17 protein-coding genes are annotated in these 20,162 nt (G+C 69.6%); 11 read left to right on the forward strand and 6 right to left on the reverse strand.

Annotated elements, in window-relative coordinates:
* The first annotated feature begins 257 nt into the window (after positions 1–257).
* Complete coding sequence (locus IMZ11_RS01520; RefSeq protein WP_228636944.1) at positions 258–920, forward strand: DUF1707 domain-containing protein; 663 nt, start codon at positions 258–260, stop codon at positions 918–920.
* 43 nt (positions 921–963) lie between these two features.
* Here IMZ11_RS01520 and glpX read toward each other — a convergent pair whose 3' ends face one another.
* Positions 964–1,992: a class II fructose-bisphosphatase gene (gene glpX / locus IMZ11_RS01525; RefSeq protein WP_228636947.1), complete on the reverse strand. Its 1,029-nt coding sequence runs from the start codon at positions 1,990–1,992 to the stop codon at positions 964–966.
* A 146-nt stretch (positions 1,993–2,138) separates the two neighbouring features.
* Between glpX and IMZ11_RS01530 the strand changes: the two genes are divergently transcribed.
* The 7 genes from IMZ11_RS01530 (at position 2,139) to fxsT (ending at position 12,085) form a co-directional block, all read left to right on the forward strand.
* Positions 2,139–2,726 carry a TetR/AcrR family transcriptional regulator gene (locus IMZ11_RS01530; RefSeq protein WP_228636950.1) on the forward strand — a complete coding sequence of 196 codons (588 nt, stop codon included), beginning with the start codon at positions 2,139–2,141 and terminating at the stop codon, positions 2,724–2,726.
* Between the two features lie 2 nt (positions 2,727–2,728).
* Positions 2,729–3,193 (forward strand): hypothetical protein, encoded by a 465-nt coding sequence (locus IMZ11_RS01535; RefSeq protein WP_228636952.1) that lies wholly within the window; start codon positions 2,729–2,731, stop codon positions 3,191–3,193.
* 21 nt (positions 3,194–3,214) lie between these two features.
* The gene (locus IMZ11_RS01540; protein WP_228636955.1) at positions 3,215–4,093 is read left to right on the forward strand and encodes a DUF4231 domain-containing protein; all 879 of its coding nucleotides are present in this window, start codon (positions 3,215–3,217) and stop codon (positions 4,091–4,093) included.
* 228 nt (positions 4,094–4,321) lie between these two features.
* Entirely contained in the window at positions 4,322–4,534 is a 213-nt protein-coding gene (locus IMZ11_RS01545; RefSeq protein ID WP_228636958.1) for a hypothetical protein, read from the forward strand.
* A gap of 16 nt (positions 4,535–4,550) precedes the next feature.
* Entirely contained in the window at positions 4,551–6,854 is a 2,304-nt protein-coding gene (locus IMZ11_RS01550; RefSeq protein ID WP_228636961.1) for an FxsB family cyclophane-forming radical SAM/SPASM peptide maturase, read from the forward strand.
* Positions 6,855–6,960: 106 nt separating this feature from the next.
* Positions 6,961–8,190, forward strand: a complete 1,230-nt coding sequence (locus IMZ11_RS01555; protein WP_228636964.1) for a TIR-like protein FxsC — start codon at positions 6,961–6,963, stop codon at positions 8,188–8,190.
* Between the two features lie 4 nt (positions 8,191–8,194).
* Positions 8,195–12,085, forward strand: coding sequence for an FxSxx-COOH system tetratricopeptide repeat protein (gene fxsT / locus IMZ11_RS01560; RefSeq protein WP_228636967.1), 3,891 nt, complete (start codon positions 8,195–8,197; stop codon positions 12,083–12,085).
* On the opposite strand, the gene IMZ11_RS01565 is transcribed toward fxsT, so the two are convergent.
* Entirely contained in the window at positions 12,054–12,968 is a 915-nt protein-coding gene (locus tag IMZ11_RS01565; protein ID WP_228636969.1) for an alpha/beta fold hydrolase, read from the reverse strand. The genes fxsT and IMZ11_RS01565 overlap by 32 nt on opposite strands.
* Positions 12,969–13,098: 130 nt before the next feature.
* Between IMZ11_RS01565 and IMZ11_RS01570 the strand changes: the two genes are divergently transcribed.
* On the forward strand, positions 13,099–13,632 hold the full coding sequence (locus IMZ11_RS01570) for a DUF4245 domain-containing protein (protein ID WP_228636972.1): 534 nt from the start codon (positions 13,099–13,101) through the stop codon (positions 13,630–13,632).
* A gap of 161 nt (positions 13,633–13,793) precedes the next feature.
* On the opposite strand, the gene IMZ11_RS01575 is transcribed toward IMZ11_RS01570, so the two are convergent.
* The 3 genes from IMZ11_RS01575 to IMZ11_RS01585 all read right to left on the reverse strand — a co-directional run bounded on the left by IMZ11_RS01575 (position 13,794) and on the right by IMZ11_RS01585 (position 16,547).
* On the reverse strand, positions 13,794–14,051 hold the full coding sequence (locus tag IMZ11_RS01575) for an exodeoxyribonuclease VII small subunit (protein ID WP_061258320.1): 258 nt from the start codon (positions 14,049–14,051) through the stop codon (positions 13,794–13,796).
* A 335-nt stretch (positions 14,052–14,386) separates the two neighbouring features.
* Positions 14,387–15,592: an exodeoxyribonuclease VII large subunit gene (xseA, locus tag IMZ11_RS01580; protein WP_228636975.1), complete on the reverse strand. Its 1,206-nt coding sequence runs from the start codon at positions 15,590–15,592 to the stop codon at positions 14,387–14,389.
* Position 15,593: 1 nt separating this feature from the next.
* Positions 15,594–16,547 carry a hypothetical protein gene (locus tag IMZ11_RS01585; RefSeq protein WP_228636978.1) on the reverse strand — a complete coding sequence of 318 codons (954 nt, stop codon included), beginning with the start codon at positions 16,545–16,547 and terminating at the stop codon, positions 15,594–15,596.
* A 77-nt stretch (positions 16,548–16,624) separates the two neighbouring features.
* On the opposite strand from IMZ11_RS01585, the gene IMZ11_RS01590 reads away from it, so the two are divergent.
* Complete coding sequence (locus tag IMZ11_RS01590; RefSeq protein WP_228636981.1) at positions 16,625–17,593, forward strand: 4-hydroxy-3-methylbut-2-enyl diphosphate reductase; 969 nt, start codon at positions 16,625–16,627, stop codon at positions 17,591–17,593.
* A 452-nt stretch (positions 17,594–18,045) separates the two neighbouring features.
* On the opposite strand, the gene tatA is transcribed toward IMZ11_RS01590, so the two are convergent.
* The gene (gene tatA / locus IMZ11_RS01595) at positions 18,046–18,471 is read right to left on the reverse strand and encodes a Sec-independent protein translocase subunit TatA (protein ID WP_228636984.1); all 426 of its coding nucleotides are present in this window, start codon (positions 18,469–18,471) and stop codon (positions 18,046–18,048) included.
* A gap of 134 nt (positions 18,472–18,605) precedes the next feature.
* Here tatA and IMZ11_RS01600 point away from each other — a divergent pair, with 134 nt between their 5' ends.
* Positions 18,606–20,111 carry an LCP family protein gene (locus IMZ11_RS01600; RefSeq protein ID WP_228636987.1) on the forward strand — a complete coding sequence of 502 codons (1,506 nt, stop codon included), beginning with the start codon at positions 18,606–18,608 and terminating at the stop codon, positions 20,109–20,111.
* Positions 20,112–20,162 lie beyond the last annotated feature (51 nt).

Raw genomic sequence — 20,162 nt, forward strand, 5'->3', positions numbered from 1 at the left:
GGGGGGAAACGTGAGGGGCGTTCAGGTTATGCCGCGCTGATCACGTGGTCAATGGTCCCGGCACGTGCCGATGGCCCCCGCCTCCGGGCCCTCTGCCCCGACGGCCGTCACGTGTGTCCCACGGCCGTCGTACGGTCGCCCGTACGCCGGTGGGCGACGGCGGCCGGCCGAACCTCGTGGATACGGCGGCATGGCCCGGGCACAATCGTGCCGCCGACCGGGGTTCCTTCGCCCGCGACACCACTTAGGCTCGACATGTGAGCTTCGAGTCCCGCGCGAACAACTGGATCTCCGCTTTCCTGAGCTCCGGATTGCCCGGAGCCAAAGACCCGGCCGGGCCCTCCCCGGCCGAGCTGCGCGCGTCCGACGCCGACAGGGAGCAGGTGATCGGCCTGCTCAGGGACGCTGTCACCGACGGGCGGCTCACCATGGCCGAGCACGAGGAGCGGGTCGAGCGGGCGTACGCCGCCCGCACGCTCGGCGACCTCGTCGGCCTCACCGCCGATCTCGTCCCGCCGGAGAGCCAGCCGTTCCTCATGGACGGCCGCCCGGTGGTCGCCCTCTTCCGTACTGAGAACCGGGCGGGCCGCTGGGTGGTGCCGTCGGAGGTGCCCGTCACCTCGCTCGGCGGGCGGGTCACGATGGACCTGTGCGAGGCGTTGCTGCAGACCCGCCGGGTGGTGGTGCGACTCGCCGTGATGGCCGGGACCGTGACCCTGATCGTGCCGGAGGGCGTCCGCGTCGTGAGCGCCCCGGACGCTCGGATCAAGGCGTTCCACGACGAGGTACGGCTCCCGCCGGGCGCGACCGGACACGCGCCGGACGCGCCCGTCATCGAGCTGGCGGGTTTCGTCTACGGAGGCAAGGTCATCGCCAAGTCGCCGAAACGCCCCAAGAAGGGCTTGTTCCGCCGGTCCTGATCGGGCTGATGCCTCAGACGGTGATGTCTCAGACGGTGATGTCTCAGACGGCGGTGTCGAAGTTGATCGCGCTGTAGGCGCTCAGCTTCCAGAGCTGGTGCTCGCTCTCGATCTTGCGGATCGTGCCGGAACGGCCCCGCATGACCAGCGAGTTCGTCACGGCTGCGCCGCCCTGGTAGCGCACGCCGGGCATCAGCTCGCCGTCCGTGATGCCGGTCGCCGCGAAGAAGACGTCGTCGGAGCGGACCAGGTCGTCGGTGGTCAGGACCTGGTCGAGGTCCAGCCCGGCGTCGAGCGCCTTCGTGCGCTCCTCGTCGTCGCGCGGCCAGAGTTTGCCCTGGATGACGCCGCCCATGCACTTCAGCGCGCAGGCCGCGACGATGCCCTCCGGCGTGCCGCCGATGCCGAGCATCAGGTCGACGCCGGTGCCGGTGCGGGCCGCCATGATGGCGCCCGCCACGTCGCCGTCGGTGATGAACCTGATCCGCGCGCCCGTCTCCCGGATCTCCTTGACGATCCGCTCGTGCCGGGGCCGGTCCAGGATCACGACCGTCACGTCGGACGGCTTCGCGCCCTTGGCCCTGGCCACCGCGCTGATGTTGTCCGCGACCGGCGCGTTGATGTCCACGGCCGACGCCGCGGCCGGGCCCGTCACGAGCTTCTCCATGTAGAAGACGGCGGACGGGTCGTACATCGAGCCGCGCTCGCTCACCGCGATGACCGAGATCGCGTTGTTCATGCCGAGCGCGCACAGTCGGGTGCCGTCGATCGGGTCCACCGCGACGTCACATCCGGGGCCGGTGCCGTCCCCCACCTCCTCGCCGTTGTAGAGCATGGGGGCGTTGTCCTTCTCGCCTTCGCCGATCACGACGACGCCCTTCATGGACACCGTGTTGATCAGCTGTCGCATGCCGTTGACCGCGGCTCCGTCCGCACCGTTCTTGTCGCCGCGGCCCACCCACCGTGCCGCCGCCATCGCGGCCGCCTCAGTGACGCGAACCAACTCCAGGGCGAGGTTGCGGTCGGGAGCACGCTCCCCAGTGGCCAGCGCTGCCGGTACGTGATCAGCCATCGTTCCCCTTAAGTCAGGCGTCGTAAGAGCTGATGGTAGTTGCGTATGTCGTTCTTGTCCGATTGGTCTGGACCGGTCGCCGCAGGCCGGAGGCCATTTCCCCTGCCGCTGCCCCGTGACGGGCAGGCCGGGATATCGTCGCGGTCATGAGCAGCGACACCGGGCCAACCGTCACAGTCCGCACGTCGGAGCGTGGTGCCGCGACGAGGATCGCGCTCCTCGAAGCGGCCAGAGAGATCTTCATCACGTGCGGTTACGCGGAGACCGGCGTGACCGACGTGGTGGCGCGGGCCGGGGCCAGTGTGGGCAGCCTTTACCACCATTTTTCGGGAAAGGCCGATCTTTACCTGACGCTGTTCGACGACTTCCAGATCCGGCAGACCCAGCGGACGAGGCAGGCCATCCAGGAGGCCAGATCGCGGGGTGAGTCCGAGCCGATGACGCTGCTCCTCGCCGGCGCCCGGGCGTACCTCGACGGATGCCTCGCCGAGCGCGAGCTCGCGGCGCTGTTCCTGCGCGGCGACGGGCCGACCGGGTTCGAGGTCGTCATGCGGGAACGGCTGCGCCAGTGGACCAGGCGCAGCGCCGCTCTCTTCGAGCGTGAGGACGCCCTCGTCCTGGTCGTCACCGGCGCGCTCGCGGCCGTCGTCCAGGAGGTGACCCTCTCCGAGGACGACGAGCGCGCCCGCAGGATCGCGGAGGAGGCGCTCGCCTACATCGGCCGGATCCACTGACCTTGACCCGGATCGCCGTCACCGGGCACCGAAACCTCTCTCCCCGCACCACCGTGCTGATCGACATCGCGGTCCGCGAGGCGCTCCGGCCGTACGCCCCGGACATCGTCGGCATCTCCTGCCTGGCCTCCGGCGCCGACCAGATCTTCGCCTCCGCCGTCATCGACCTCGGCGGAGTGCTGGAGGCCGTCGTCCCCGCCCGCCAGTACGGCGAGGCATCCTTCCGCGAACTCCTCGCCAGGGCCGTGACCGTCCGGCGCCTTCCTTACGACCTCCCGTCACCGGCGGCATACGCCGCCGCCAACGAGGTGATGCTCGCGTCCGCCGACGTGCTCGTCGCGATCTGGGACGGCCTCCCGGCGCAGGGGATCGGTGGCACGGCTGAGGCGGTGGCCGACGCGGTGCGCCGGGAGATGCCCGTGCACATCGTCTGGCCACCGGGAGCGGCCAGGCTTGACACGACTTGACTCGCCGGTTCCCCTCAAAACGTGGATGTGCTCCCCGAAACGGAATTCCCCGCGCTCTACAAGGCGGCCGATCGGGCGGCGATGGCCGGCCAGCGCCGCCTGCTCGCCGCCACGGCGGTCCGGCTGATCTCCCTGGTCATCGCCGCCATCTTCGGCTCGCTGAGCGTCATCGTGGGCAGCCTGGACGCCGCGGGAACGGTCGCAGCGAGCGCGATGGGGGCGGCGCTCGTGACCGAGGTCTACCTGCTCACGACCCGGCCGGAGCGCCAGTGGTACGAAGCGCGAGCGGCCGCGGAATCGGCCAAGACTCTGGCCTGGAGATACCTGGTCGGAGGCCAGCCCTTCGACGTCGACGGGGACGACCACGGCGCCGACCAGCTCCTGCTGCGCAGGTACAGCAGGATCACGGCCGCTCTGCACGGCTTCGCGCCGGTCCCCGTGTCCGACGCGGACGCACAGGTGACCGAGAGGATGCGCCAGGTCCGCGCGCTCTCGCTCGACGAGCGGAAGCGGCACTACATGGTCGGGCGGCTCGACGACCAGCGGGCCTGGTACGCCGCGAAGGCGGCCAGGCACGAACAGCAGGCGGGCAGGTGGCTCATCATGCTCGCCCTGCTGGAGGGTTTCGGCCTGGTCGCGGCGGCGTTGAAGTCGGCCCAGGCGCTCGACCTCGACCTGCCGGGCATTCTCGGCGCGGTCGCCGCCGCCGGAGTGGCGTGGTTGCAGACGCGCCAGCACCAGCAGCTCGGGAACGCGTACTCCATCGCGGCGCTGGAGGTGGGCGACATCGTGTCACGGGCCGACTGGCCCACCACGGAGAGTGAGTGGGCGCACTTCGTCGACGAGGCCGAGGAGGCGATCTCCCGGGAGCACATGCTGTGGAGCGCCTCCCATAGTTGACGATAAACATCGGCAATAGGCGCTTAAATACTACCTTGCGCCTTATGTCGGGAAATATTAGACCATTTCGTGACCGGTTGCGTAGGCCGGTTCGGCGAGTCGAGTGGACAGGCGCGGACCCGTTAAAGTAACGCCATAGAGTTGTAGTTTCGGCTGGACCCGATGCCCTGGTCGGCGATAGCGTGACCGCGTTAGCGCCCGTGGTGACGAGACCGGTTATGGAACGTCGTGTCCGCCACGGGCTACCTGCGTATTGAACGGTACGAGCCGATGAAAATCACCGATCAGCAGACGGACATTGCCTCGGACGTCAGGGACCTCAGGGATGTTCCGTTGTCCCTCGTCCATGAGGCCGAAATCGACCGTGTCATGCGCAGGATAGTCCCCGACTCCCCGGATATTCAGCGCGTTTCCGTCGCCGCCTTCAACTCCTCCATCTGACCTGAGGAGGGCCGCCGTGAGCGGGCCCTTCGTGCCGTTCCGGCAGTTTGTGCTCAAAGTCCACAGTCGTTGTGACCTGGCCTGCGATCACTGCTATGTCTACGAGCACGCGGATCAGAGCTGGCGTGGCCGTCCGCGCGCGATGTCGCCCGAGACCGTCTCGTGGTCGGCGCTGCGCATCGCCGAACACGTCAAGGAGCACGGCCTCGAGCGGGTGCACGTCGTGTTGCACGGCGGCGAGCCCCTGCTCGTGGGCGCCAAGCGGCTCGGGGAGATCGCCGCGGAACTACGGCACCACCTCGACGGCGTCTGCGACCTCGATCTGCGGATCCACACCAACGGAGTACGGCTCGACGAGCGGTTCTGCGACGTGTTCGCGGAGCACCGCGTCAAGGTCGGGATCTCCCTCGACGGCGACAGGGCGGCCAACGATCGGCACCGTCGCTATGCCGACGGGCGGAGCAGCTACGACCAGGTCGTCAGAGCCGTCGGCCTGCTCCGGCAACGCCCCGCGCTGTACGCCGGACTGCTGTGCACGATCGACGTCGCCAACGATCCGATCGCCGTCTACCGCGGCCTGGCCGAGCTGGAGCCGCCGCGCGTCGACTTCCTGCTCCCGCACGCGACCTGGGACAGCCCGCCGCCGCGCCCCTCGGCCACGGCGTACGCCGACTGGCTGATCGCGATCTTCGATCTCTGGTACGAGGAAGGCCGGAAGATCGATGTCAGGATCTTCGAGTCGATCATCAGAACGTCGCGGGGCGAACCGAGCCTGACCGAGTCGCTCGGCCTCCAGCCCTCCGATCTGGTCGTCATCGAGACCGACGGCGCCTACGAGCAGGCGGACTCGCTCAAGACGGCGTTCGCGGGAGCGCCCGAGACCGGGCTGCACGTCCTGTCCGACACCCTCGACGACGTGGCCCGCCACACCGGGATCCTCGCCCGCCAGCTCGGGCTGGACGGGTTGTGCGACACCTGCCGGGCCTGCCCGGTGGTGGAGAGCTGCGGAGGCGGCCTGTACGCCCACCGTTATCGCACAGGGTCGGGGTACGCCAACCCGAGCGTGTTCACCGCCGACCTCCTCAAGCTGATCACTCATGTTCGGGGCAGGACCACCATGCCGACGCACGCACTGCCGTACTCGACCATCGACGCGCTCGCCGCGGGATACGGCGGCGAGGCCGACGTGACCCGGCTGGCGGAGTCGCAGCGCAGCGTGCGCCGCGCGCTGCTCGCCGCGGTGAACGCGGCGGGCAGGAGCGTGCCCGAGGCATGGGACGTCCTCGTCGGGCTCGACAACGACCATCCGGAGGCGGTCGAGGCCGTGCTGGCCCACCCGTACGTCCGGGTCTGGGCGGCGGAGTGCCTGCGCGACGGCGGTGACGCCGAGTACCTGCGCAACATCGCCGCGGCCGCCGCCGTCCGGGCGGGCGTCGACGTCTCGCTCGACATCGCTATCACCGACAGATCGGCGTACCTCCCCTCGCTCGGCACGCTCGACGCCCTTCCCGGCGCTGCGGCACGGCTCAGGATCGAGGGGGGCTCGTTCGCCGTCGAGGGGCGCGCGCGGGGCGAGTGGCGTCCCACGCGGCGGATCATGGCAGGGGACCTCTCCGTCGCGCTGGAGGACGCCGACCCGTTCCGCGACCGCCACCAGTGGCCCGCCGCGCCGCGTCTCGGCGAGCGGGACGCGGCGGCCTGGCAGGAGATGGTCGAGCGGGCCTGGCGGATGATCGAGATCGATCACGCCCGGTACGCGCCGGGGTTGCGGGCGGGGCTCACCACGCTGACGCCGCTCGCGCCGGGACCGGCGGGACGCGACGTGAGCTCCACCGCGCGGCACGCCTTCGGCGCGGTCGCCGCCGCGCTCCCGGCTGATCCCGCGACGCTCGCGCTCCTTGTGATCCACGAGTTCCAGCACGTCAAGCTGGGCGCCGTGCTGGACATCCTCGATCTCTACGACGAGACCGACAGGCGGCTCTACTACGCGCCCTGGCGGGACGATCCCCGGCCCCTGGAGGGACTGCTCCAGGGCACCTACGCGCACGTCGCGGTCACCGACTTCTGGCGGGTGCGGCGCCTGGACGCCCCGGACCAGGGGGAGACGCACTTCGCCCGCTGGCGGGCGCACACCGCGGAAGCGATCGAAACGCTCGCGGCCTGTGGTGCGATGACGCAGGTGGGAGATCTGTTCGTGGCCGGAATGCGGCGGTCGGTCACGCCCTGGCTGAGCGAGCCCGTCCCACCGGACGCGGAAGAGGCCGCAGCCAGGTCGGCGCGGGATCACCAGGCGAAATGGATTGTTCGCGCCGAGAACTGACGCCCGGCCGGCGCGCGTAATGTAACGTCCTTGCAGCTTTCCTTTCGAGACTTTTCTCACGTAGGTCGAGGTTCCTATAGTGAGGATCTCGGAAGGAAGGAGGCGAATGACCGCGTCACGACCCGACGGGGACCCCCAGGAGCCGTATTTCTTCCTGAGTTACGCGCACGTCCCGCCGTATGACGTCACCGACGGCAGTGATTCCAACCGGTGGGTGGAAAAGCTCTTCAGAGAGCTCTGCCAGCACATCATGCACCTGACGGAGGTTCCGTCGGGGGCGGCCGGATACATGGATCGCGAATTACGGACAGGCGACAACTGGAAAGAGAAGATCTCGGAGCGCCTTTCCACCTGCCGGGTCTTCGTGCCGCTCTATTCCCCACGCTACTTCGAGAGCGATCAGTGCGGCAGAGAATGGGCGGCCTTTCTGGAACGCGGCCGCGGCCGCTCCGATCTGGGACTGCCGATTCCGGACGCCATCGTCCCCGCGATATGGACTCCCATACGGCCGACCAGGATGCCCGCGGCGGCGCAGACGATCCAGTTCAACCACGCCGACCTCGGCGCGCGGTACGTCGAGGAGGGCTTCTACGGGATCATGAAGCTGAACAGGTACCGGACCCATTACCAGGCCGCCACCATGGAGCTGGCGAAACGGATCGTCGAGGTCGCACGGAACTCGCCCATGCCCCGGGGCCACATCCGTGACTACACCACGGTGCCGAGCGCGTTCGAGGACAACACCGCGGAGCGGCCGATCACGGTCACGGTCCTGGCGCCCGACGAGGATCACCTGCCCCCGGGGCGGAGGGCGTACCACTACGGGCGGAAACCGCAGGAGTGGGATCCCTTCCGCACATCCAACGGGGCCCGCCCGCTGGCCGACCACGCGATGGAGCTGGCTCGCGCGCGTGGATACCTGCCGGAGGTGGGAGCGCTCGACCAGCACGCCGAGGCGCTCTCCGCGGACGAGCCGCGCTCGCCCGCGGTGATGCTCGTCGATCCGTGGGCCACCACCATGGACGACTGCCGCGACTCCCTCCGGGGCATCGACCGTCCCGGGCGTCGGTGGATCACCGTGATGGTGCCCTGGAACAGGGAAGACGCGCAGACCATGGCGAACGAGGCGCGACTGAAGGTGTGCCTGCGAGAGACGCTCGGCAACAAGCTCACCGAGCCGGACGCGGTGTCCGACGTGCCCACGCTCGACTCCTTCAGAAACACGCTGCCGGAGGTCCTGAACAGGGCGTCGCAGCACTACCTGAAACGGGCTCCCGCCTATCCGCCGGCGGGTCCGTCGACCGACAGACCGAGGCTGATCGGGCCGGAGGAGTGATCACATGAGCGAGGGCCGGATCGTCACCTTCTACTCCTACAAGGGCGGTACCGGGCGGACGATGGCGCTGGCCAACACGGCCTGGATCCTGGCGAGCAGCGGACTGCGCGTACTGATCGTCGACTGGGACCTCGAGTCGCCAGGACTGCACAAATTCTTCCGGCCTTTTCTCGAGCCCGGGATCATGGGCGCGACCACCGGTGTGATCGACCTCATCACCAACTACCAGTGGGCCGCCATCAGGAACGAGGAACGCCCGGGCGACTGGCACAAGGCGTACGCGCGGGTGGAGCCGCACGCGGTCTCCCTGGACTGGGCGCATTTTCCCGAGGGGGGCACCCTCGACCTCATTTCCGCCGGGCGGCAGAACCGTGACTATTCCTCCCTGGTGTCCAATTTCGACTGGGACAACTTCTACGACAGGCAGGGCGGGGGTCAGTTCTTCGACGCGCTGCGCGCCGACATGAAGGCGTGTTACGACTACACCCTCATCGACAGCCGTACCGGCCTGAGCGACATCGCGGAGATCTGCACCGTGCAGATGCCGGACGTGCTCGTCACCTGCTTCACCCTGTCCGACCAGGGCATAGACGGAGCCTCGGCGGTCGCCAGGCACATCGACGAGCGCTATCGCGACCGGGCCATCCGGATCCTGCCCGTACCGATGCGGGTGGACATCGGCGAGAAGGAGAAATGCGACGCGGGGCGCAGCCTCGCCCGCCGGAAGTTCGACCGGTTCCCCAACGGGATGGCCGTCGAGGACCGCAACCACTACTGGGGCGCGGTCGAGGTGCCGTACATGCCCTTCTACGCCTTCGAGGAGACGCTCGCCACGTTCGGTGACGAGCCGAACCGGCCGGGGTCGATGCTCGCAGCCTTCGAACGGCTCACCTCCGCGATCACCGAGGGAGCGGTCGCGTCCTTCCCGTCGATGGACGAATCCATCCGGATGCGGCATCTCGACCTGTTCGTACGGCGGCACGCCGGGCTGCACTCCGACGTGCACGTCTACTACGCGTCCGAGGACCGGATGTGGGCCGACTGGATCGCCGCGGTGCTGGAACGCCATGGCTATCGGGCCGTGCTCACCGGCATCGACATGGAGGGGCCGGCCGAGACGACCACGGAGGCGGCGCGGGTGGTCACCGTGTTGTCGGGCGCCTTCCTGCGGGTGCCCGGCGCGGCGACGATCTGGTCCCGGCTGACGGCCGCCGAGTCGGCGGGCCGGGGTGAGCTGGTCCCGATCCGCGTCTCGGAGGCACGCTTTCCTTCGCCGTTCGGCGACCGGGCGCTGGCCGATCTCACCCGCATCGGGGAGCGGTCGGCGGCGAGCACGCTGCTGAAAGCGCTCAACGGTTCCGAGGAGTCCGTGGCGGTCGACGTGGCGGCCATCGGCGCGCGATTCCCGGGGAGCGAGCCGCAGGTGTGGAACGTCTCCGCGCGGAACGCCGCCTTCACCGGGCGCGGCGCCGTACTGGAGACCCTGCGCGACCAGCTCGTCGGCGGCAAGGCCGCGGTGGTGCTGCCCCAGGCCCTGTACGGCCTCGGAGGCGTGGGCAAGACACAGGTCGCCCTGGAGTACGCGCACCGGTTCAAAGCGGACTACGACGTCGTGTGGTGGGTGTCGACCGAGCAGACCGACTCGATCAACTCCGCGTTCGAGGAGCTGGCCCGGCAACTCGGCATTCCGGTGGGGGAGAACGTCGCCGAGGTCGTCACCGGGGTCCGTGAGGCGCTGCGGCGTGGCACCCCGTACGCCCGCTGGTTGTTGATCTTCGACAACGCGGGTGATCCCGAGGAGCTGACCGGATATTTCCCCGGCGGGACCGGCCACGTCCTGGTCACCTCGCGTAACCAGTCCTGGTCGAGGGTCGCCGCGCCTCTCGAAGTGGACGTGTTCAGCCAGGAAGAGAGCCTTGAGCACCTGAGCCGGCGGGTGCCGGGGCTGGCCGAGTCCGACGCTCTCGACGTGGCGGACGCGCTGGGTTACCTGCCGCTCGCGGTCGAGCAGGCGGCGGCCTGGCTGGCCGAGACGGGCATGCCGGCCGCGACGTTCCTCGAACAGCTCAGGACGGAGAGCGCGCGGGTGCTGTCGCTCGGACAGCCCGCCGACTATCCACATCCGGTGGCGGCGACCTGGAACCTCTCGCTGGCGAAGCTGCGTGAGACCTCGCCCGCGTCGGTCCGGCTGCTCGAACTCTGCGCGTTCTTCGCCGCCGAGCCGATCTCGATGCAGCTGCTCTACAGCGACGAGATGATGCGCTCGCTCCTGCCGTACGACGACGCGCTGCAGGAGAAGCTCGTGCTCGGGCGGGTCATCCGGGAGATCGGCAGGTTCGCGCTGGCGAAGGTGGACCAGGCCAACAACACCATCCAGGTGCACCGGCTGGTCCAGGCCGTGATCCGCGGCCAGATGACCCAGGATGAGCAGGACGAGGCGTGCCACGTGGTCCACCGCGTCCTGGAGAAGGCGCGGCCGAATCAGGGCGAGGTGGACGACCCGGAGAACTGGATCCGGTTCGACCTCATCTGGCAGCACCTGCAGCCGTCGCGGGCCACCGAGTGCCAGGAGGAGCCGGTCCGGCGGCTGCTCACCGACCGGGTGCGCTACCTGTGGAAGCGCGGCGATCTGGATGCCGCGCTGACCCTCGGCGACTACCTGGCCAACTACTGGGAGGTGACGTTCGGCAGGGACGAGCGGCAGCGGCTCCACCTGCTGTTCAACATCGCCAACGTCAAGCGTTCCCAGGGTCTCTATGAGGAGGCCAGAGAGCTGGACGAGTGGACGCTCGAACGCCAGCGCGAGGTGGTGGGGGAGCAACATCCGCACACGCTGATGACCGCGGGCGGGCTCGCGGCCGACCTGCGCGCGCTCGGCGAGTACGAACGCTCGTTGGAGATGGACCTGGCGACCTACGAGATGTGGAAGCGGCTGTACGGCGAGGAGTACCACAAGACCCTTTCCGCGGCCCACAATCTCGCGCTGTCCTACCGGCTCGTCGGCGACGGCGTCAACGCGCGCGAGCGCGACGAGAAGACCCTGCAGCTGCGTAGGGAGGTGCTCGGCCCGACCCATCCGTACACGCTGTTCTCCGCCACCCACCTCGCCCGTGACCTGCGCGAGATCGGCCGCTACCGGGAGTCGATCGAGTTGCTGCGCACGACGCTGCAGCACTATCGCGAGTCGCTGGGCGAGGGCTTCATGGACACGCTGCGTGCCGCCAAGAGCCTCGCGGTGTCGCTGCGCCGGAGCGGCGCGCATCAGGAGGCGTGGCAGGTGGCGCTGGAGACGGAGGAGAGGTACCGGGAGCGTTACCCGGGAACGCCCGACGCGCTGGCGGCGACCCTGGAGCTCGCCTGCTGCCTGTCGGCACTCGGCGACAAGGCCGGGGCGCTGGAGATGGCGGGCGGCATCATGACCATCTACCGCGAGGACCTCGGCGACTCGCACCCCGGCACTCTGATCGCGCTCAACAACGTGGCGATCTACCAGCGTGGCACGGGTGAGGTGCCTCGGGCGACCGAGGGGGCCACGCGGGCGTACGAGGGTCTGCGCGGGCAACTCGGTGACAGCCACCCGTTCACGCTCGCCGCCGCCATCAACCTGGCCAACTGCCTGGGAGCCGGTGGCCGTGCCGACGAGGCGGAGGCGCTGGAGCTGGCCACGCTTGACAGGCTGCGCCGGAAGCTGGGGGAGGAACACCCGGACACGCTGGTCTGCGCGGCGAACCTGTCGATCACCATGCGGTCGGCCGGCCGCATGGAGGAGGCGGACCTCGCCCAGCGGCGGATATCGGCGATCATGGCCAGGGTTCTGGGGGAGAACCATCCGGCGCTGGCGGACCTCAGGCAGGGACGGCGTATCAACCGAGACCTGGAACCCCAGCCGTTCTGACGCCGCCTTCCGGCAGCCGGGACGTGGTCAGCCACGTCAGGATGTCCGGCAGGACGTGCAGCGCGGCGAAATGGGCGGCGCCGGCCTCGATGATCACGTTCGCGCCGGGGATGCGCTCGCCGAGCCAGCGCGCGTGCCCGGCCGGGGAGAACACGTCCTCGTCTCCGTGCCACAACATGGTGGGCACGGTGATGTTCGCCGGGTCGAAGCCCCACGGGGCGTTGAAGGCGAGGTCGTCGTCCACCCAGCCCGCGTCGGAGTGTTTGAGCGCCTCGGCGAAGTTCCTGGCCAGCATCCGCCGGATCCCGTAGTCGGCGACGACGTGGCGGTCCGGCTCCGGCAGGTCGGCGGTGAGCGCGGGGACCAGGCGGGTCGGGTCCTCCCGTACCTGGGCGACGGCCGCCGACAGGAGTTCGGCGACCGCCTGGTGCCCGTTCGCGGCCGCGGTGAACTCGATGATGTTCGACCGGGCCATGCCCTCGAACCAGTCGAGCCCTTCCGCCGCGCGCGGCGCCAGCGGGACCAGGGCCGCCACCCGGGTCGTGCGCTCGGGCAGGAGCGCGGCGCAGGCCAGCGCGTGCGGTGCGCCGCCCGAGCGCCCGGCGACCGCGAACCGGTCGATGCCGAGGGCGTCGGCGATCGTGGACACGTCCTTGGCCACGTCGGCCACGGACCGGCCGAACTTCCGGTCCGACCCGCCGTATCCCGGCCGGTCGTAGCTGATCAGCCGGATCCCCAGGCGGTAGAGGACGGACGCCCGTGGAACCGGCCCGAGCCTGCTGCCGGGGGTGCCGTGCAGCAGGAAGACCGGGTTGCCGCCCGGCCGGCCCTTCTCGTCGACCGCGAGATTCCTTCCGTCCGGCGTCCGTACCGTAGCCGTCAACGCGTGCCTCCCCGTGAGCGTTCGCCTCGGAAAGTGATTCCCCGTTAGGTAGCGTTCTTCTCATAACGGGATGTTGCGGAAGTATCGCGCTTGTCCGCATGGTGGTCCGATGCCGGTAGGCTCCCCTGACGTGCGCCGATTCACTGAGGGTTTCTACGGCTACGCGTTCGCGCTGATCGTCTGCCTGGCCGCCGGCTCGTTGATCCTCTTTTTCATGCCGAACGGCAAGAGCGAGCACATTCCCCGCATCGACTTCTCGATCGACAAGGTCAACGCCGCGCGCGCCGCGTCGTACACGATCGAGGTGCCGGGTCAGGTGCTTCCGAACTGGGTCCCGACCAGCTCCCAGCTCACCGACAAGGCCGGTGTCGTCACGTGGCGGCTGGGCTTCGCCACCGACAAGCGGATGCACGCCATGGTGGCGCAGAGCAACGAGACGCCGCTCGCCGACTTCGCCAACCGGATGGCCAACTCCGACAAGGCCACGGGCACCCGCCAGATCAACGGCACGGCCTGGGAGGAACGCTTCCGCCAGGACAAGAACCAGCGCTCGCTGATCCGGATCCTCCCGGATCGCACGATCGTGGTGACCGGGTCCGCCGACTGGGACGAACTGACCGCGCTCGCCGCCTCTCTGGTGGTCCAGCCCAAGCCCGCCACCTGATCCGCGCCGCCTGACACGGCGTCGCCAGCCGCAGTGCCGCCGGACGCCTGATCCGGAGCTGCCGGGATTCCAAGCTGCCGGGATTTCGAACTGCCGGATCGAGTGCCGTCCGACTCAGAGCGGCTGATCCTGAGCCGCGTGAGAGCACGGCCGCTCCCGGCTCAGAACGGCGTCTCCTCCTGGGGCTCCTGGCGCTCCGCCATGGCCGCCGCGAGCTTGACCCGAGCGCCCTGAAGCCACTCCTCGCAGATCGCGGCCAGCTTCTCGCCCCGCTCCCACAGCTCGATGGACTGCTCAAGGGTGAGCCCGCCGGTCTCCAGCCGCCGAACCACCTCGGTCAGCTCCTCGCGGGCCCGCTCGTAGGAGGGGGGCTTCTCCTCGGGGGACGCCTTCTCTGGGGATGTCTTCTCGTCGGCCACGCACCAACCTTAGAGTCCGAGTACGACAGGTGGAGATAATCCGCGCCATGACCGTTCGCGCCGCCGTCGCCGGGGGAGCGCTCGACGCCGGCATCACCCGCGTGGACCCGTACGCCGCCTCGGACGGCGTTCGGTGCGGTGAGCCGGTCAGGTACCGCCGGGTGGGCGGGAACGGAGCCCGTGGGCTCAGAAGCCTGTGGAGACCCGGTAAGACCACCGCTTGCGGGTGGCACAGGCCGGTGAAGCGAAGCCGCAGAGATGCCGCATGACACGGCACGGGCTGAATCCCCAGCCTTCAGGCAGTCCTTCAGGCTGGGGAGCGCGTCAACCCTGTCTCACGTGGACGTCGCCGTCACCGTGACCCGGTCGTCGGGGAAACGGACGGTCAGTTCGTCGCCCGGCTTGACCTCGCCCGCGAGCCGTACGACCTCGCCTGTGGGGCGCTGGACGATCGCGTAGCCGCGCTCCAGCGTCGCCGCCGGGGACAGCGCGACGAGGCGGGCGCGCAGGTGTTCCAGCGAGTCCGCGGAGCGATCCAGCGAGGAACCCAGGCAGCGACGGGCCCGCTCGCGCAGCGCGTCCACCTGCTCGGCACGGCGGTCGAGCTCGCGTACCGGATCGGCGAGTGAGGGCCGCGACTGGACCGACCTGAGCCAGGAGAGCTCCCGATCGAGCCAGCCGCCCAGCACGCGGCGACCGCGATCCCTGAGCTGGCGCACCAGCGTGAGCTGCTCGCCGACGTCGGGCACGACCTTCTTGGCCGCGTCCGTCGGGGTCGAGGCGCGCACGTCCGCCACGAGGTCGATCAGCGGGCTGTCCTGCTCGTGCCCGATCGCGCTGACCACGGGCGTACGGCACGCCGCCACCGCGCGCACCAGTGACTCGTCCGAGAACGGCAGCAGGTCCTCCAGCGAGCCCCCGCCCCGCGTGACGATGATCACATCGACCTCGCGGTCCGCGTCCAGCCTGCGCAGCGCCTCGGTGACCTCGCCCACGGCGTACGGCCCCTGCACGGCGACCGCCTCCACCTTGAACCTCACGGCGGGCCAGCGGCGGCGAGCGTTCTCGATCACGTCACGCTCGGCGGCCGAGTCCCTGCCGCAGACGAGGCCGATAGTGGAGGGGAGGAAGGGCAGCCTCCGCTTGCGGTCGGCGTTCGTCAGGCCCTCGGAGATGATGAGCCGACGCAGCCGTTCCAGCCGGGCCAGCAGCTCTCCGACGCCGACCGGCCGGATCTCGGTCGCGGTGAAGGCGAAGGACCCCTTGTTCACCCAGAAGTCGGGCTTGACGTGCATGACGACCCGGGCACCGTCGACCGGCCTGGGCAGGCTCGCCTCGTACACGCCCCGGGAGCAGGTGACCCGGGCCGAGACGTTGGCCACCGGGTCGCGCAGGGTAAGGAAGATCGTTCCGCCCCGGGCGGTCAGCTCGGTGATCTGCCCCTCGACCCAGACGGTGCCCAGCCTCCCGATCCACTGGGCGACCATCTGGAGCACCGAACGGATCGGAAGTGGCGCCTCAGGAGAGGTCTTCGCGCTCAAATCAGGACTCGGCTTCGATCTTGGCCAGGCGGGTCTCGTACATGCGGACCACGTCTTCCCGGTCCTCCGTCGCCTTCTCGTAGGCGATCAGGTCGCGAATCTGGTCGGCCGACTTGCCGCGCATGCGGGCACGCAGCGAAGCCAGAGTCAGCCCCGCGTAGCCGGGGTACGGCTCGGCGAGGGCGGCCTCCTCGACCTCGGGCGCCGCCTTCTTCTTGGCGCGCGCCTTCGGGGCCACGGTGGGCTCGGCCTCCGCCGCGGCCTCGGCGGCCTTCTTCGTGCGCGGCTTCGCGGTCTTGGGCTTCTCCGCGGCCGGCTTCTCCGCGGCCGGCTTCTTGGGAGCGGGCTTCTGCGCGGCCGGCTTCGCAGGGGCGGGCTTCTCGGCTTCGGGCTTGGCGGCGGGCTGCTCCACGGCGGCCTTCTCGGCCTCCGGCTTGACCTCCTCCTGCGCGGCGGGCTTCTTGGGAGCGGGCTTCTCCGCGGCCGGCTTCTCCGCGGCCGGCTTCTCCGGGGCGGCGACCTGGGGCTCCGGCTGTTCCGCGGCGGAGGGCGCGGGCTTCTCGACGGGCTTCTCGACCGCGGGGGCCTCCCACTCGGCCTTCTTGTCCGGGGAGAGGATCACCGGCTCCTCGGCGGCCTTGGAACCGTTGGGCTCGTGCTCCTCCTTGGCCGACGGGCGCGGGGCGAAGATGACGGGCTGGCGACGGGCCGGCCGCTCCTCCTCCGCCGCCGGTTCCGCCACGGTCGGCGCCGGCGCGGGGGCCTCCTCGCTCTCCGGCGTGGTGATGCGCTTGATCGTGGAACGGACCTGGTCGCCGATCAGCAGAGCCTGTCCCACCCCGCTGAGGGTGGTCTGCAGCGCGTTCACCGGCAGGTCCTTGGCCTTGTCCTTCAGCTCGTCGCCTCTCTTGAAGAGGCTACGGAGAGGCTTGGTGAGTGCTCGGAAGAGGGACATCGCTGCTCCAGAGGAGTCGTGTTCGGATGTTGCGAGAGAGGTCAAGAGGCGGCTGACGCTCCACATAGCATAGGAACATGGAGCCATATACCCCCGCGACCCGTCGTGTCCTGGTTGCCAAGCCGCGCGGCTATTGCGCGGGAGTGGACCGAGCTGTCGAGGCCGTGGAGAAGGCGCTCGACCAGTACGGCGCACCCATCTACGTCCGCAAACAGATCGTCCACAACACCCACGTGGTCCGGACGCTGGAGGCGCGTGGCGCGATCTTCGTCGACGAGACGGAGGAGGTGCCCGAGGGGGCGATCGTAGTGTTCTCCGCCCACGGCGTGGCGCCCAGCGTGCACGACGAGGCCGCCGAGCGGAGGCTCCGTACCATCGACGCCACCTGCCCGCTGGTCACCAAGGTGCACAACGAGGCCAAGCGCTTCGCGGCGAAGGACTACGACATCCTGCTCATCGGCCATGAGGGCCACGAGGAGGTCGAGGGCACGGCGGGCGAGGCTCCCGAGCACATCCAGCTGGTCGACGGCCTCGACGGCGTCGGCGGGGTCGCGGTGCGTGATCCCGACCGTGTCGTCTGGCTCTCCCAGACGACGCTCTCGGTCGACGAGACCAACGAGACCGTCGCCCGGCTGCGCGAGCGCTTCCCGAACCTGATCGACCCGCCGAGCGACGACATCTGCTACGCCACGTCGAACCGGCAGACGGCGGTCAAGCAGATCGCGGCCGAGTCCCAGCTCGTCATCGTGGTGGGCTCCGAGAACTCCTCCAACTCCAAGCGCCTGGTCGAGGTGGCAAAGGACTACGGCGCCGCCGCGTCCTACCTCGTGGACGACGCCTCCTTCATCCAGGACGAATGGCTCGACGGCGTGACCACGGTCGGCGTCACGAGCGGCGCGTCTGTCCCCGAGGAACTGGTCGACGGTGTCCTGCGAAGGCTCGCCGAGCATGGCTTCACCGATGTCGAGGAGGTCGAGTCCGTGAAGGAGAGCATGCGGTTCGCCCTTCCCCACGAGCTCCGCCGGGACCTGCGCGCCTCGTCCTAGGTCCGTTCCAGGTACCCGGGCACGTCCCGGGTACGTCCGCGCTCACCGCGCGAGTGATCCACCGGCGGCCTCCCGGTTCCCGTCAGGCCGCCGGGAGGAAGAGCCGCGCCGGCGTGTTCCGCAGCTCCGCACGCCGGTGACCGGCCTGGACGCCACGACGCCAAGCCCGCAAACGGCCGAGCCACACGTCGGCCGAGCTCATGACGTCGAGCTCATGACGTCGAGCTCATGACGTCGAGCTCATGACGTCGAGCTCATGACGGCCGAGCGGAGGGCAGGGTTCTGGTCAGCCGGTCACCAGGAGACCGTAAACCTCGAGAAGCCACACCAGCGCCCACAGGAGAACGGCGGCTGAGCGGTGCGCTCCTCGACACGTTCCCTCGGTCTGAAAGTCCGTCAGCACCACGTCGTCCTCCCGGAAGACGGCCCGGAAGCCATCGTCCCTCCCGGCACTAGCGAACGTCATCGGCCCGCGACGACCCACCCTCGGTACGCGTACGGCCCGGCTCACCGGCCGCGGGTGCCGTCGGGGTTCCGGGAGGCGCCTGCCGCTGTGCGGAGGGCATCGGCGCCGCGCCGACCGGAGCATCGGCCACCGTGCCGACCGGAGAATCGGCCACCGCGGCGGCCGTCACAGCCATCGGAGCATCGGTCGGAACGCCGGTCGTCGCGTCAGGCGCCTCGGAGGGCGTCTCGGAGGGCGTCTCGGAGGGCGCCGTGGCGTCGTTCCGCATCGCCGCGGTCTCGTTCTTGAAGATCCGCAGTGACTTGCCCAGCGCGCGGGCGGTGTCCGGCAATTTCTTGGAACCGAACAGCAGGATCACCACGAGCCCCAGGATCAGCAGATGCCCGGGCTCCAGGCCATTGCGCAGAAACATCGCGCCCCCATCCGTTCTGTCTTCGCCGGGACACGAGATCCGGTGATCCGTACCCGCGCGCCAAGTTTGCTAGATTGCGCAACTATACAATCGACGACTGCTCTGTGGTCGTTCTCCCCGCAGGAGCGATAGGTATGAGGGCACCCACCACGGACAGTCGGCGATCACCGGCCGAACGGCGGCGTGGGGGTGCCCGGAAGCCGTCGCGCGGCCGGCGCATCCTGCTGATCACCCTCGTCACGGTGGCGTCGCTCCTCGCCGTGCTCGTCGTGGGAGCCGGATGGATCTACTCGCGGCTCGACGCGGGCATCAACACCTTCGACGAGAAGGGGATCGACCGTCAGCGGCCCGCCGCGACCTTCGCCGGCCAGAACATCCTGGTCATCGGGTCGGACTCGCGGTCAGGAAAGAACAGCAGGCTGGGCGGCGGCAAAGGTGACGTGGGCCGTTCCGACACCGCGTTCCTGCTGCACGTCTACGCCGACAGGAAGCACGCGGTCGCCGTGTCGATCCCACGCGACACCCTGGTGGACATTCCGCGGTGCCGCCTGCCCGACGGCACGTGGACCAGGCCGCAGAGCAACGTCATGTTCAACACGGCGTTCACCCTCGGGCTCACCGCGAAGGGCAATCCGGCCTGTACGCAGAACACGGTGGAGAAACTGACCGGCCTGCGCGTCGATCACACCGTCGTGGTCGACTTCCAGGGCTTCTCCGCGATGACCAGGGCGGTCGGGGGCGTGCGGGTCTGCCTGCCCAAGGACGTCTACGAGGGAGACCTCGACCCCAACCTGGGCTCGCGCGGCAGGCTGCTGTTCACCAAGGGACGCCAGACCGTGGCCGGCGTCAAGGCACTGAACTACGTGCGCATCCGGCACGGCATCGGCGACGGCTCCGACATCGGCCGCATCCAGAGGCAGCAGGCGTTCCTCTCCAGTCTGATCAGGAAGGTGAAGGCGCAGGGGCTCAACCCGGCCACCCTGCTTCCGCTCGTCGAGGCGGCCGCCGGGTCGATGACCTTCGACCCCGGTCTCGGGTCGGCCGACAAGCTGTTGTCGTTCGCGATGTCGATGAAGGACATCGACCTGCGCGACACCAAGTTCGTCACCCTGCCCTGGCGCTATCAGGGGGCACGGGTCGCGATCGTCCAATCCGAGGCCCACGCCCTGTGGGCGGCGCTCAGGGCGGACCGCACGATCGACGGTGTGGACGCCAGCGGCAAGGCGCGCCCCTCCGGCCTCCCGTCCCCCACACCCGCGGCGGCGGTCTCCGGCACGGGGATCAGCGTCACCGTCTACAACGGCACCACGGTCACCGGTCTCGCCGCCCGTGCGGCCGACAGGTTGACGACCGCCGGGTTCACGGTCACCCGCGTCGCGACCGCCGACTCCCAGAACCACGCCGCCACCCTGATCGAGTACGGCCCCGGCCAGGCGGAGCGCGCCAGGACCGTCGCGCGCATGTTCGCCGGCGCGACGTTCCGGCGGGTGACCGATCCCGGGGTCGCCGTCATCCTGGGCCGGTCGTACGTGAGGACGCCCGACCCCGGTGCCGCCACGCCCGTCGCGCTGCCGACGAGCGTCGCGGGCAGGGCCCGCTCCGCCGCGGACGATGCCTGCTCCAACCTCTCGTACGGCTGAGCGAACGCGGGGCCACCCGATTACGGCGGGAATCGTGGCGAGACGTGGGCC

It is taken from the genome of Microtetraspora sp. AC03309, from assembly GCF_020826795.1.
In the GTDB taxonomy this organism is placed as follows: Bacteria; Actinomycetota; Actinomycetes; order Streptosporangiales; family Streptosporangiaceae; genus Microtetraspora; species Microtetraspora glauca.